We start from the raw sequence: 13692 nt of genomic DNA, 5'->3' as shown, positions 1-13692 counted from the left end.
TCCAGCCAGGCTTCCTACTGCTGCTTCGGACGGCGGCGCAGCAGATACGTGTCCATGATCCAGCCCTTGCGCTCCCTGGCCTCCGCACGCAACCGCTCGATCCGCGGTGCGGCCTCGGCGATCGGGCCGGAGGCAAGGATCTCGTCCGGCGTGCCGATGTAGGCGCCCCAGTAGATGTCGATGTCCTGGTCGGCGTACGCCCGGAAGGCCTGATGGGCGTCAAGCATCACCACCACGTCGTCCACACCCTCGGGGAACCCCTCGGCGAGGCGCCGCCCGGTGGTGATCTGCACCGGCCTCGCGACCCGGTTCAGCCCGGTGCGATGCCGTGCCACCAACGCCGACACACTGCTGATGCCGGGCACGACGTCGTACTCGAAGGACACCGAGCCGCGCTCCAGGATCTCCTCCAGGATGCCGAGCGTGCTGTCGTACAGCGCCGGATCCCCCCACACCAGGAACGCGCCGCTCTCCTCCTCGCCCAACTCCTCGGCGATCAGCCGCTCGTAGATGTCGGCACGGGCGCTGCGCCAGTCACCGACGGCGGGGGAGTAGGCGGAGCCGCCCGCACCACGGTCCCGCTCCGGGTCCCGGGCCTCCACCACCCGGTACGACCCGTCCGGTATGTGCGTGTTCAGCACGTCCCGGCGCAGCTGCGTGAGATCGCTCTTCACCTCGCCCTTGTCCAGGACGAAGAACACGTCCGTGCTCCGCAGCGCCCTGACCGCCTGGAGGGTGAGCTGCTCGGGGTCGCCCGCGCCGATACCGATGACATGAATCTTTCGCACACCCCGAGTCTGCCGCACGCCACTGACAGCGACGGCACCGCCTCCGTGCATCGCGCCAGGTCCGGGGGTGCAGGGCTGCTCACCTACCCCCGCAGCCGAGGACGGCGGACCTGTGCGTCCACGGCCGAGCCGTCCCGCTCCACCTCCTCCGCCAACTGCCGTGCCCACCCGGCGAGCCCGGCCAGATCCATCCCGTACGGCTGCCCCCGCCCGGGAGCCGACGCGGCCCACTCCTCCACGGCCCCGGCGCCGCGCCGCAGCAGCCGCGCGCCGCCCGTGACGTTCCCCCGGGCCGCGTGGGTCAGCCCGACCGCGAGCTGGGCGAGCCCCCGCCACAGGGCCTTCTCCCCGTCGGGCCCCGACTTCCAGGCGTCCTCGAAGACCTCGTGCGCATGGAAGGGGCGCCCCGCGTCGAGGAGTTCCTGAGCCTCGGCCACGGTCTCCCGCGGGGTGCGCACCACGCCCTCGGGTTGCCGCGCGACGCCGTCGGCGCCGTACGGGAGCGGCCGCCCGAGCCCGTCCCGTGGGCGGGCGTTGCGCGCCCGCCCCTCGCTGTCGCGGTCCCGCGCCCCCGTTTGCCGTCCTGAGGATGTACTGGCCATACGTCGATTGTCCCGCGCCCGGTGCGGGCTTCGGTCCGGTCCCCGACGTGGGGTAAAGTTCGGTACGCGCGTTCCCGCGGTCCACCGCGGGGCAGCGCACCGGGACGTGGCGCAGCTTGGTAGCGCACTTGACTGGGGGTCAAGGGGTCGCAGGTTCAAATCCTGTCGTCCCGACTGGAGTTCTCTCCGTAGTCGCAGGTCAGGGCCTTGGATCACATCGTGTGAGACGAGGCCCTCGATCGTTTCCGGGCTCTCGTCTGATGGTGAAGGGCCGTGGGTTCTCGATTCCAGGTCGCTCCCGTGGCCGGAAGAAGCCAGCGTCACGCACCGGACCTCCTCGCCTCGCGTCGGGTCCGGCCGGTCCTGCCGCCACCACGAGGTCAGCGGCCCCAGCGCAGCGCGGCGGTCTGCACGGGCGCGTCCCACAGCCGCAGCATTTCCGCGTCGGCCCGGCACAGGGTCACCGAGCAGCCCGCCATGTCCAGCGACGTGACGTAGTTGCCCACGAGCGTCCGTGCCACGTGCACGCCCCGGGCCTCCAGCAGCCCGGCCACCTCGGCGTGGAACCCGTACAGCTCCAGCAGCGGCGTCGCTCCCATCCCGTTGACCAGGGCCAGTACCGGTCCGTCGGCCGGAGCCACCTCCACCAGCTCCTCGAGTACGGCGCCCACCGCGACCTCCGCGATCGCCCGGGCCGGCATCATCGCCCGCCGCTCTCGGCCCGGCTCGCCGTGGATCCCGACCCCGAGCTCCATCTCCCCGTCCGGCAGGTCGAAGGTCGGACCGCCTTTCGCGGGAGTGGTGCAGGCGCTGAGCGCCACGCCGAAGCTGCGCGAGGACTCGTTGACGCGCCGGGCGATCGCGGCCACCTGCTCCAGCGGTGCGCCCTCCTCGGCGGCCGCCCCGGCGATCTTCTCCACGAACAGGGTCGCCCCGGTGCCCCGCCGCCCGGCCGTGTACAGGCTGTCGGTGACGGCCACGTCGTCGTCGACCAGGACCCGCTCGACCCGGACGCCGTCCTCCTCGGCGAGCTCGGCGGCGATCTGGAAGTTCAGCACGTCCCCGGTGTAGTTCTTGACGACGAACAGCACACCCTGCCCGGCCTCGACGGCGCTCGCCGCGCGCAGCATCTGCTCCGGGACGGGCGAGGTGAACACCTCCCCGGGACACGCGGCCGACAGCATCCCGTACCCGACGAACCCCGCGTGCAGCGGCTCGTGCCCGGAGCCGCCGCCGGACACCAGCCCGACCCGGCCGCCCTCCCGCGCGTCTCGCCGTACGACCACCCGCCGCTCCACGTCCACGTCCAGCTGCGGGTGGGCGGCAGCCACGCCCCGCAGGGCATCGGCGACCACGGTCTGCGGACTGTTGATCAGCATCTTCATGGGACCTCCCGGGTTGAACCGGCGGCGGAGCCTCTGCCTCGTGTCCTCACGGGGTTCAAGCCTCGCCGGTGACAGGCGAGCGCATTCGCGATCGCACACCACACGAACAGTGTGCCGTCTCCCTGTGGACGTCCGCGATGGGTGCTCGCTGCCGCCGCCTCGCACTCCTCGGAGGGAGCCGCCGAAGTTCCGCAGGTCCTGGGAGCCCACCCGGTTGCCGCCGGCGTAGTGCTTGCCTGGGATGCGTAGTGCCTGCCCGGGACGACGACGCGGAACCCGCCTGCGTTCGTCGCGTCCACATCGGCGCCCAATTTGCCCGCACCGCCGAACGCTTCTGCTCGTGAGCCGGTGGAGAGAGCAGTGGTCGCAGTCGCAGCGGAGCATGAACGACAGGCCCAGAGGTCCATCGCCTCGCGCGCGTATGGCTCTGGCCAGTCTTACACTGATGGGTGGAGTACTCGGGGCAGTCGACGGCCGGTCCTAGGCCGGCGGGAAGCGGGCACCCATGGCTGAGCGACTCAAGAGATCAGGACTGGTCGGCGAGCTTTCAGCGGAATTCGCCGGCACGATGATCCTCATCCTCTTCGGTTGTGGCGTGGTGGCTCAGGTGGTCGCCGGCGGGGCCCTCACGACTCCGCCGGGCGGCCTGGGAAACCACGACAGCATCGCCTGGGCCTGGGGCCTCGGCGTCACCCTGGGTGTGTACGTCGCGGCGAGGCTGAGCGGTGCGCACCTCAATCCCGCGGTGACCCTCGCGCTGGCGGCGTTCAAGGGGTTCCCGTGGAGCAAAGTGGCTCCCTACGCGCTGGCCCAGACAGCCGGCGCCTTCGTGGCAGCCCTGATCGTCCGGTGGAACTACACCGAGGCGCTGGCGAAGGCGGATCCCACCCACACGATCAAGACGCAGGGCGTCTTCTCCACGCTGCCCGCCAACGGCAACCCGAACCTGCCGGTCCACGAATGGGGCGCATTCCGCGACCAGGTCATCGGCACCGCGATCCTGCTGCTGCTGATCCTGGCGGTCACGGACCTGCTCAACACGCCCCCAGGCGCCAACCTGGCGCCGTTCATCGTCGGTCTGATCGTCGTGGCCATCGGTATGGCCTGGGGTACCAACGCGGGTTACGCGATCAACCCGGCACGCGACTTCGGTCCCCGGCTGGCCAGCTTCCTCACCGGGTACGGCGGAGCGTGGCGAGATCAGTACGGGAACTTCTACTTCTGGGTGCCGATCGTCGGTCCGGTGATCGGCGGTCTGCTGGGAGCGGGCCTGTACAAGGTCTTCATCGGCCGGTTCCTGCCGACCGCTGAGCCGGAGCCCCCGGGACGGGTCCCGGCCCCGGACGAGAACTGACCGGCTCCCGGGGTGGCCGGGCTCCGGCTGCCCCGGGAGAGCCCAAGGAGAGGCGGCATGCCATGGCGGACTTCGTCGGCGCGGTGGACCAGGGGACCACCAGCACCCGTTTCATGATCTTCGACCATGCCGGCAACGAGGTGGCGAGGCACCAGCTGGAGCACTCACAGATCCTCCCGCGCTCGGGGTGGGTCGAACACGACCCGGTGGAGATCTGGGAGCGCACCAACTCGGTGATCCAGAACGCGCTCCGGCACGGAAACCTCTCGCCGGAGGACCTGGCGGCCATCGGTATCACCAACCAACGGGAGACGACCGTCGTCTGGGACCCGCGCAACGGCCGCCCCTACTACAACGCCATCGTCTGGCAGGACACCCGTACCGACTCCATCGCGGCGGCGCTGGACCGCTCGGGCCAGGGCGACGTCATCCGCCGCAAGGCAGGGCTGCCGCCGGCCACGTACTTCTCCGGCGGCAAGATCCAGTGGATCCTGGAGAACGTCGACGGAGTCCGCGAGGCGGCCGAGCAGGGCCATGCCCTCTTCGGCAACACCGACGCCTGGGTGCTGTGGAACCTCACCGGCGGCCCCGACGGCGGCGTCCACGCCACCGACGTGACCAATGCCAGCCGCACCATGCTGATGGACCTGGAGACCCTCGACTGGGACGACGAACTGCTGAGCTTCTTCGGCGTTCCCCGGGCGATGCTGCCGACCATCAGCCCGTCCTCCCACCGGGAGGCGTTCGGACAGACCCGTACGTCCCGGCCGCTGCGGGCCGCCATCCCCATCACCGGGGTGCTCGGCGACCAGCAGGCCGCCACCGTCGGGCAGGTCTGCTACGCGCCCGGCGAAGCCAAGAACACCTACGGCACCGGCAACTTCCTGGTGCTCAACACCGGCACGGAACTGGTGCGGTCACAGCACGGCCTGCTGACCACCGTGGCGTACCAGTTCGGCGACAGCCCGGCGATCTACGCGCTCGAAGGCTCCATCGCCGTCACGGGCTCCGCGGTGCAATGGCTGCGCGACCAACTGAAGATCATCAATGACGCCGCCGAGAGCGAACGCCTGGCGCGTACCGTCGAGGACAACGGCGGGATCTACTTCGTCCCCGCCTTCTCCGGCCTGTTCGCCCCTTACTGGCGTTCCGACGCCCGCGGCGCGATCGTCGGCCTCGCCCGGTACAACGACGGCGGCCACCTGGCGCGGGCCGCCCTGGAAGCCATCTGCTACCAGAGCCGTGACGTGGTGGAAGCCATGGAGCAGGACTCCGGCGTCCACCTCGACGTGCTCAAGGTCGACGGCGGTGTGACGGCCAACGACCTGTGCATGCAGATCCAGGCCGACGTCCTCGGCGTCCCGGTCAGCCGCCCGGTCGTCGCCGAGACCACCGCGCTCGGCGCCGCCTACGCCGCCGGTCTGGCCACCGGTTTCTGGCGGGACCAGGACGAACTGCGCACCCACTGGCAGGAGTCCAAGCGCTGGGAACCCCAGTGGTCCGAGGAACAGCGCGCGGAAGGATACGCGGGCTGGAAGAAGGCGGTGGAGCGCACGCTCGACTGGGCCAAGGTCGAATAGGTTCCGGCCGGGAGCGACCGAACGGGCCCGCCCGAGCCGCGTGCGCCGCCCGCATCCGCTGCAGGAGGAGGAGACCATGGCGAACGCGGTGGCTCTCTCGCCCGGGGCTCGCGCGCAGGCCCTCGTCCGACTGGGCGAGGGCGAGCTCGACGTCCTCGTCGTCGGGGGCGGCGTCGTCGGTGCCGGCGCGGCCCTGGACGCCGCCACCCGGGGCCTGAGAGTCGGCCTGGTCGAAGCCCGGGACTGGGCCTCGGGCACGTCCAGCCGCTCCAGCAAGCTCATCCACGGCGGCCTGCGCTACCTGGAGATGCTGGACTTCCGGCTCGTCGCCGAAGCCCTCAAGGAACGCGGACTCCTGCTGCAGTTCCTGGCCCCTCATCTGGTGCGTCCGGTGCCGTTCCTCTACCCCCTGCAGCACCGGATCCGGGAGCGTCCGTACGTCGGCGCAGGCGTGCTGCTGTACGACACCATGGCCGCGGCCTCCGGTACCTCCAGAGGTCTGCCCCACCACCGCCACCTGCTCAAGCGCCGAGCCCTGCGCGAGGCGCCCGCGCTGCGCTCCGACGCCCTGGTCGGCGCGATCCAGTACTGGGACGCCCAGGTCGACGACGCCCGGCACACCATGTTCCTCGCCCGCACGGCCGTCGCCTACGGAGCGCTGGCCGCCAACCGCACCCGTGTCAGCCGCTTCCTGCGGCAGGGCGAGCGGGTGGTGGGAGCCGCTGTCACGGATCTGGAGACCGGCGAGGAAACAGAGGTGCGGGCCAAGCAGGTCATCAACGCGACCGGCGTGTGGACCGACGACACCCAGGCCCTCGCCGGCACGCGCGGCCAGTTCCACGTCCGCGCCTCCAAGGGCGTACACCTGCTGGTCCCCCGTGACCGGATCAACTCCCGCACCGGGCTGATCCTCCGCACCGAGAAGAGCGTGCTGTTCGTCATCCCCTGGGGACGGCACTGGATCATCGGGACCACCGACACCGACTGGACCCTCGACAAGGCCCATCCCGCCCTCAGCTCCAAGGACGTCACCTACCTGCTGGAACACGTCAACAGCGTCCTGGCCACACCTTTGGTTCCGGAGGATGTCGAAGGCGTCTACGCCGGTCTGCGTCCCCTCCTGTCCGGCGAGGCCGCGGAAACCAGCAAACTGTCACGGGAGCACCTGGTCGCCCATCCGGTACCCGGTCTCGTCGTGGTGGCCGGCGGCAAGTACACGACCTATCGGGTGATGGCCAAGGACGCCGTCGACGAGGCGGCCCGCGGCCTGGACGAGAAAGTACCCGACTGCGTCACGCAACGCGTTCCGCTGCTCGGCGCGGACGGATATCCGGCCCTGTGGAACTCCCGCCACCACCTCGCCGACCGCTCCGGGCTGCATGTCGCCCGCATCGAGCACCTGTTGAACCGCTACGGCTCCCTGGTGCACGAGCTGCTCGCCATGGTCGCAGCCGACTCCTCGCTCGGCGAGCCGTTGCCGAGCTCCGACGATTACCTGCGGGTCGAGGCCGTCTACGCGGTGACCCATGAGGGTGCCCACCACCTGGAGGACGTGCTCGCCCGACGAACGCGGATCTCCATCGAGTCCTGGGACCGCGGTGTGGACGCGGCGCGGACCGTCGCGGAACTGATGGCGCCTCACCTGGGGTGGGACCAAGCGCACCAGGACCGTGAGGTCAACCACTACCTGAAGCGGGTGGCCGCCGAACGCGAGGCCCAGCAGCAGCCGGACGACCAGACCGCCGACGCGGTACGGCTCGGCGCCCCCGACATCATTCCGGTGCACTGAGTAGGGCCGGGGACTGGACACACGGCCGCCTGCCACCTGTTCCGCGGTGCCCGCACCCCCTGTCCCTGACACCGCCCTTCCCGGTGCCACCGCCGACCGCCCGCTGCACGGCACGCTGAGCAGCGCGGGGGCCGCCGGGAAAGGGTGCCGTACGCGACGCCGCCTGCCATGGAATGGTAGAAGCGGGCATGACCAACTCGCACTACCACTGTTCCTCCCGCTTCTCCTCGCGTCCGGCGGGTGTCCGATGACCGAGGGCGTCGACATCCCCGACCGCCGGGGCCGCACCGGACTCGACCGCACCGGCCTGGACCTGACCGGCAACCCGCGCGTCAAGGTCCGGGAGGTGAAACTGCTGTCCAGCCACTGGTACGTCGAGCGGGCCACGACCTTCGACATCCAGCGCGCCGACGGGACCTGGAGCACCCAGCAGCGCGAGACCCACGACCGTGGCAACGGCGCCACCATGCTGCTGTACGACACGGAACGCGAAACCGTGCTGCTCACCCGCCAGTTCCGCTACCCGGTGTATGTCAACGGCCACCCCGACGGGCAGCTGATCGAGACCCCGGGCGGTCTGCTCGACGACGATGACGAGCACCCCGAGATCGCGGTACGGCGCGAGGTCGTCGAGGAGACCGGGCACACCATCGGCGAGGTCCGCCACGTCTTCGACGTCTACATGAGCCCCGGTTCGGTCACCGAGCGCGTCAGTTTCTACGCCGCCGAGTACGCCTCCTCGACCCGCACCCACGAGGGAGGCGGTCTCGACGAGGAGGGTGAGGACATCGAGATCCTCGAACTGCCCTTCCGCAGAGCCCTGGAGATGATCCGAAGCGGGGAGATCGCCGACGCCAAGACCATCATGTTGCTCCAATGGGCGGCGCTGGAAGGCCCGTTCGCCAAGTGAGCACGCAGGCCCTTGACTTGAAGTGCGCTTCAAGATGAACACTGCCGTGTGTGCCCCCGAGACGGGTACACACGGGAGGAAATCATCATGAAGTACCGCACCATCGGAGCCGCCCCGGCGACCCGCCGCGAGGTCAGCGTCCTCGCGCTCGGCGCGATGCTGTTCGGCTCACGGACCGACGAGGAGACCTCCTTCGCCGTCCTCGACCGCTATGTCGAGGCCGGCGGCAACTTCATCGACACGTCCGACAACTACGCCTTCTGGGAGGACGGCGGCCAGGGCGGCCAGAGCGAGGAACTGCTCGGCCGCTGGCGGCGCAGCCGCGGCATCGGCGACGAGATCGTCATCGCCACGAAGCTCGGCGCCCAACCCCTGGCCCCCGGCACGAGCTACGTCGACAACGCGGAGGGCCTGTCGGCGAAAGTGATCCGCGAGTCCGCGGAACGCAGCCGGGAGCGCCTGGGTGTGGCGAAGCTGGATCTCCTCTACGCGCACATAGAGGACCACAAGGTCCCGCTCCAGGAGACGGTGGAGGGATTCGCCGAGCTGGTCGCCGAGGGCACGGTGGGCCTGCTGGGGGTGAGCAACCACGCCGTGTGGCGGGTGGAGCGGGCCCGGGCACTGGCCGCGGCGGCCGGTCTGCCCGCCTACGAGGTCCTCCAGTACGCCCACAGCCATCTGCGTCCCCGCACCGACGTCCCGGACTCCCTCTTCCCCGACGGCAGCCTCGGTCACGCGGGCGCGGACCTGCTGAGCTACCTGCGCGCGGAGCCCGCCCTCACCCTGGTCGCGTACTCACCCCTCCTGAAGGGTGCCTACACTCACCCGGACCGCCTCCCCGCGGACTTCGACCACCCGGGCACGCCGTCCCGCCTGAAGGTACTGACCGAAGTGGCGAAGGAGACGGGCGCGACGGTCAACCAGGTGGTCCTGGCCTGGCAGCTCGGCTCGGACCTTCCGATCGTTCCGCTGGCCGGGGTGTCGTCCGTGGCTCAACTGGAGGAGAACCTGGAGGCGGTGGACCTGGAACTCACGGGGGAGCAGCGGGCACGGCTGGACGGGGTGCACTGAGGCCAGCACGTCCCAGGCGTTCGGGCCGTGCCCCTCACGGCCTGACCAGCAGCCGGAAGTCGAACGCGTACCGCGACGCCCGGTAGATGTGGCTGCCGTACTCCACCGGGCGGCCGGTGTCGTCGTAGGCCGTGCGCTGCATGGTCAGGACCGCCGCGCCTTCCTGTTCGTCGAGGCGGGCGGCCTCCTCGGCGGTGGCGGAGCGGGCGCCGATGGTCTGGCGGGCGCTGTGCAGGGTGACACCGGCGGTGCGCAGCAGGCGGTAGAGGCCGGTGGACTCCAGGCGGTCGTCGGCGAGGTCGAGAAGGTCGGTGGGCAGATGGTTGGACAGGAGGGCCACCGGCTGGCCATGGGTCAGGCGCAGGCGTTCCAGCACCGTGACCGGGGTGCCCTCCGGGAGGGACAGCGCGGCCGCCACGTCGGCGGAGGCCGGCACGGTCTCGTTGCGCACGACCCGCGTGGCCGGACCCTGCCCCGCCGCCTCCAGGTCGTCGTAGAGGCTGCTGAGTTCCAGGGGGCGCTTGACCTGGCTGTGCACCACCTGCGTGCCCACCCCGCGCCGGCGGACCAGCAGGCCCTTCTCGACCAGGGTCTGGATGGCCTGGCGGACGGTCGGGCGGGACAGGCCGAGGCGGATCGAGAGGTCGATCTCGTTGCCCAGGAGGTTTCCCGGGGCGAGCGTGCCGTGCTCGATGGCCGCCTCCAGCTGCTGGGCGAGCTGGTAGTACAGCGGCACCGGACTGCCCCGGTCCAGGGCGAAGTCCAGGGCGTCGAGCGCGGGGGTGGTCGCGGCACGTGATCTGTCGCCGGGCTTCGCCATGGAGATACCTCCCTCTGAGGGCCGGGGGCGGGACGTCACAGGTGGGTGCGGCGGGCGGCCGCCTGACGGTCGTACTCCGTCCTCGCCGCCACCGCCGCCTCCCGCGACGCCGTCTCCGCCACCGGCACGTCCCACCATGCCTGAGCCGGGGGAGCGGTCGCGGCAGCGGTGTCCGTCTCGACGTAGACGCACGTCGGACGGTCCGAGGCGCGGGCCGTGGCCAGGGCCTCCCGCAGCTCCCGTACGGTCTTGGCGCGCAGGACGTCCATGCCGAGGCTCGCCGCGTTGGCGGCCAGGTCGACCGGGAGCGGGGCCCCGCTGAAGGTGCCGTCGGCGGCCCGGTAGCGGTAGGCCGTGCCGAAGCGCTCGCCGCCCACCGACTCCGACAGGCCCCCGATGGAGGCGTAGCCGTGGTTCTGGATGAGGACCAGGTTGATCGGCAGGCCCTCCTGGACGGCGGTGACCAGCTCCGTCGGCATCATCAGATACGTGCCGTCGCCGACCAGCGCCCACACCGGGGTGTCCGGGGTCGCCTGCTGCACGCCGATCGCCGCCGGGATCTCGTAGCCCATGCAGGAGTAGCCGTACTCCAGGTGGTACTGGCGCGGGCTGCGGGCCCGCCACAGCTTGTGCAGGTCACCGGGGAGCGAGCCCGCCGCGTTGATCACCACGTCCTCGTCGCCCACGACCGCGTCCAGCGCGCCGAGCAACTGGGTCTGGGTCGGTACGGCGTTCTCGTCGGCGGCGCGGTAGGCCTGGGCCACCACCTGCTCCCAGCGCTCCTTGTCGACGCCGTACGCGGCCTCATACGCCGGGTCCACGCGGTGGCCCGCCAGCGCCGACGCCAGCGCCTCCAGACCCGCCCGCGCATCGCACACGACCGTCCGCGCGGCCAGCTTGTGGGCGTCGAAGGCGGTGATGTTGAGGTTGAGGAAGCGCACGTCCGGGTTCTGGAAGAGGGTGCCGGAGGCGGTGGTGAAGTCGGAGTAGCGCGTGCCCACGCCGATGACCAGGTCTGCGGCGCGCGCGAGGTCGTCGGCGACCGCCGTTCCGGTGTGGCCGATGCCGCCCACGTCGGCGGGGTGGTCGTGGCGCAGGGAGCCCTTGCCCGCCTGGGTGGAGGCGACCGGGATGCCGGTGGCGTCCACCAGCGTCTTCAGCGCCTCCTCGGCCTCGCTGTGGTGCACTCCGCCGCCCGCCACGATCAGCGGGCGCGCGGCCCCCCGGATCGCTCGTACCGCCTCCGCCAGCTCCGCCGGGTCCGGCGCGGGCCGCCGGACCCGCCACACCCGCTCGGCGAAGAACTCCTGCGGCCAGTCGTACGCCTCCGCCTGCACGTCCTGGGGGAGGGCGAGGGTGACCGCGCCCGTCTCGGCCGGGTCCGACAGGACGCGCATGGCCTGCAGAGCCGACGGGATCAGGGCCTCGGGGCGGTGGATCCGGTCGAAGAAGCGGGAGACCGGGCGCAGGGTGTCGTTCACCGACACGTCCGCCTCCGTCGGGTGCTCCAGCTGCTGGAGGAGCGGGTCGGCGGCGCGGGTGGCGAAGTAGTCGCCGGGCAGGAGCAGGACCGGGAGGCGGTTGATCGTCGCCAGGGCCGCGCCGGTGACCAGGTTGGTGGCGCCGGGGCCGATCGACGTGGTGACCGCCTGGGCCGACAGGCGGTTGAGCTGGCGGGCGTGGCCGACGGCCGCGTGGACCATCGCCTGCTCGTTGCGGCCCTGGTGGAAGGGCATCGCGTCCTCGCCCGCCTCCAGGAGGGCCTGCCCGATCCCCGCCACGTTGCCGTGGCCGAAGATGCCCCAGGTCCCGGCGATCAGCCGGTGCCGTACGCCGTCCCGTTCCGTGTACTGGACGGACAGGAACCGCACCAGGGCTTGGGCGACGGTCAGACGGATGGTGGTGCTCATCAGGACTTCTCCGGTGCGGTGTAGAGGGGGGAGGTGGGGGGGGGCGACCGGCCGGTCGGGCCGGGTGGCGCGGACCCCGAGTGGTCGGGGCGGTCGCGGATCAACCGGGCGCGCCGGGCCGCGGGCCCGCCGTCACGGCGGGGCGCAGCAGGGGACGGCCGGGCTGCGCCGCTCCTCGCCCCGGCGGTGGTCGTCGTGCCGGTGGGGAGGGAATGGGGACCGGTCGCCGACGCCCGCCGACCAGGCGGACAGGCCGTGGCAGGGGTGCGCAGTCGAGAGCGCGACCCGTCCGCCGTGGGGTGCCGGGAATGTCGTACGGCCGTGCCGTGGCCCGGGCTCGAAGTCCCCGGCGGGTGGGCCGGTCACGGTGCGACGCCGTTCAGGAGACCGTCGACCTCCGCCGGTGTCGGCATCTCGGCGGAGCAGGCGAGGCGGGCGGCGACATGCGCGCCGGCCGCGTTGGCGTACCGGACGGTCCGATCCAGTTCCCAGCCGGAGAGCAGTCCGTGGCACAGGGCGCCGCCGAACGCGTCGCCTGCCCCGAGTCCGTTGACCACCTCGACCGGGACCGGCGGGACCTCGGCCGTGGTGCCGTCCCGGTGCACGGCGAGGACACCCTTGGGGCCCAGCTTCACCACCGCGAGTTCCACGCCCGCCGCCAGCAGGCCCTCGGCGCACGCCCGGGGTTCGCGGACCCCGGTGGCGATCTCGCATTCGTCGAGGTTGCCGACCGCGACGGTCGCGTGCCGCAGGGCCTCGGCGTAGTACGGCCGGGCCTCGTCGGGGTCTGCCCCGTCGTTCCACAGTGCGGGCCGCCAGTCGAGGTCGAAGACCGTGGTGCCCGACATGTCGCGGCACTTGAGCGCGGCGAGCGTGGCCGAGCGGCTCGGCTCCTTGCTCAGACCGGTGCCGGTGATCCAGAAGATCCGGGCCGCGCGGATGGCGAAGTAGTCGAGCTCGTCGGTGTGTATCTCCAGGTCAGGGGCTTTGGGGTGGCGGTAGAAATACAGCGGGAAGTCGTCCGGCGGGAACAGTTCGCAGAAGGTGACCGGGGTCGCAGAGGCCTCGATCGGCGTAACCCAGCGGTTGTCGACGCCGAAATCCGTGAGGGTCTGGTGGAGGTAGGTGCCGAAAGGGTCGGCTCCGGTACGGGTGATGACCGCGGTGGAGCGGCCGAGCCGCGCGGCGGCGACCGCGACGTTCGCGGCCGACCCGCCGAGGAACTTCCCGAAGGACCGGACCTGGGCCAGGGGCACCCCCGACTGCAGCGGGTAGAGATCAACTCCGATACGGCCCATACTGATCACGTCGAACTGCAGCACTGGCTCGACCATGCGCGACGCTCCTCGATCCGACCTGGGGACGTGGGGCCCACGGGCCCGCTGCTTCCCCAGGTGTAGGACTCGAAGGGCAACGCTGTCAATAGTTTGTACTTACATTCGGACCTGCTTGTGAAATGATGTCTTAACAAAGTATTGACAGC

At 71.2% G+C, this 13692-nt stretch carries 11 protein-coding genes and 1 tRNA gene; 6 read left to right on the top strand and 6 right to left on the bottom strand.

Annotation, left to right across the window (positions count from 1 at the left end; genetic code table 11):
• Window positions 1–14: 14 nt before the first annotated feature.
• Window positions 15–788, bottom strand: a complete 774-nt coding sequence (gene cobF, locus D1369_RS05025) for a precorrin-6A synthase (deacetylating) (RefSeq protein WP_007386234.1) — start codon at window positions 786–788, stop codon at window positions 15–17.
• Between the two features lie 83 nt (window positions 789–871).
• The gene (locus D1369_RS05020; protein ID WP_118082289.1) at window positions 872–1390 is read right to left on the bottom strand and encodes a DUF309 domain-containing protein; all 519 of its coding nucleotides are present in this window, start codon (window positions 1388–1390) and stop codon (window positions 872–874) included.
• 100 nt (window positions 1391–1490) lie between these two features.
• On the opposite strand from D1369_RS05020, the gene D1369_RS05015 reads away from it, so the two are divergent.
• Window positions 1491–1564: transfer RNA gene (locus tag D1369_RS05015), tRNA-Pro, on the top strand.
• A 206-nt stretch (window positions 1565–1770) separates the two neighbouring features.
• Here D1369_RS05015 and dhaK read toward each other — a convergent pair.
• Window positions 1771–2775 carry a dihydroxyacetone kinase subunit DhaK gene (gene dhaK, locus D1369_RS05010; protein ID WP_007386236.1) on the bottom strand — a complete coding sequence of 335 codons (1005 nt, stop codon included), beginning with the start codon at window positions 2773–2775 and terminating at the stop codon, window positions 1771–1773.
• A gap of 505 nt (window positions 2776–3280) precedes the next feature.
• On the opposite strand from dhaK, the gene D1369_RS05005 reads away from it, so the two are divergent.
• The 5 genes from D1369_RS05005 (at window position 3281) to D1369_RS04985 (ending at window position 9479) form a co-directional block, all read left to right on the top strand.
• Window positions 3281–4129, top strand: coding sequence for an MIP/aquaporin family protein (locus tag D1369_RS05005; RefSeq protein WP_007386237.1), 849 nt, complete (start codon window positions 3281–3283; stop codon window positions 4127–4129).
• Between the two features lie 62 nt (window positions 4130–4191).
• Window positions 4192–5709: a glycerol kinase GlpK gene (gene glpK, locus D1369_RS05000; RefSeq protein ID WP_007386238.1), complete on the top strand. Its 1518-nt coding sequence runs from the start codon at window positions 4192–4194 to the stop codon at window positions 5707–5709.
• Between the two features lie 76 nt (window positions 5710–5785).
• Window positions 5786–7498 carry a glycerol-3-phosphate dehydrogenase/oxidase gene (locus D1369_RS04995; protein WP_007386239.1) on the top strand — a complete coding sequence of 571 codons (1713 nt, stop codon included), beginning with the start codon at window positions 5786–5788 and terminating at the stop codon, window positions 7496–7498.
• 247 nt (window positions 7499–7745) lie between these two features.
• A complete protein-coding gene (locus D1369_RS04990; RefSeq protein WP_007386240.1) occupies window positions 7746–8408 on the top strand; it encodes an NUDIX domain-containing protein in 663 nt (220 codons plus the stop codon).
• Window positions 8409–8495: 87 nt separating this feature from the next.
• Window positions 8496–9479, top strand: a complete 984-nt coding sequence (locus D1369_RS04985) for an aldo/keto reductase (protein WP_007386241.1) — start codon at window positions 8496–8498, stop codon at window positions 9477–9479.
• A 34-nt stretch (window positions 9480–9513) separates the two neighbouring features.
• Here the strand turns inward: D1369_RS04985 and D1369_RS04980 are convergent, their stop codons facing one another.
• The 3 genes from D1369_RS04980 to iolC form a co-directional block, all read right to left on the bottom strand.
• Window positions 9514–10299 (bottom strand): GntR family transcriptional regulator, encoded by a 786-nt coding sequence (locus D1369_RS04980; RefSeq protein ID WP_007386242.1) that lies wholly within the window; start codon window positions 10297–10299, stop codon window positions 9514–9516.
• Between the two features lie 35 nt (window positions 10300–10334).
• Window positions 10335–12209 (bottom strand): 3D-(3,5/4)-trihydroxycyclohexane-1,2-dione acylhydrolase (decyclizing), encoded by a 1875-nt coding sequence (gene iolD, locus D1369_RS04975; protein WP_037902138.1) that lies wholly within the window; start codon window positions 12207–12209, stop codon window positions 10335–10337.
• 362 nt (window positions 12210–12571) lie between these two features.
• Window positions 12572–13543 carry a 5-dehydro-2-deoxygluconokinase gene (gene iolC, locus D1369_RS04970; RefSeq protein WP_007386244.1) on the bottom strand — a complete coding sequence of 324 codons (972 nt, stop codon included), beginning with the start codon at window positions 13541–13543 and terminating at the stop codon, window positions 12572–12574.
• Between the last annotated feature and the right edge of the window lie 149 nt (window positions 13544–13692).

This window comes from Streptomyces sp. CC0208, from assembly GCF_003443735.1.
In the GTDB taxonomy this organism is placed as follows: domain Bacteria; phylum Actinomycetota; class Actinomycetes; order Streptomycetales; family Streptomycetaceae; genus Streptomyces; species Streptomyces sviceus.
The sequence above is the reverse complement of the archived record's forward strand: the minus strand, read 5'-3'. Positions and strand labels throughout refer to the sequence as shown.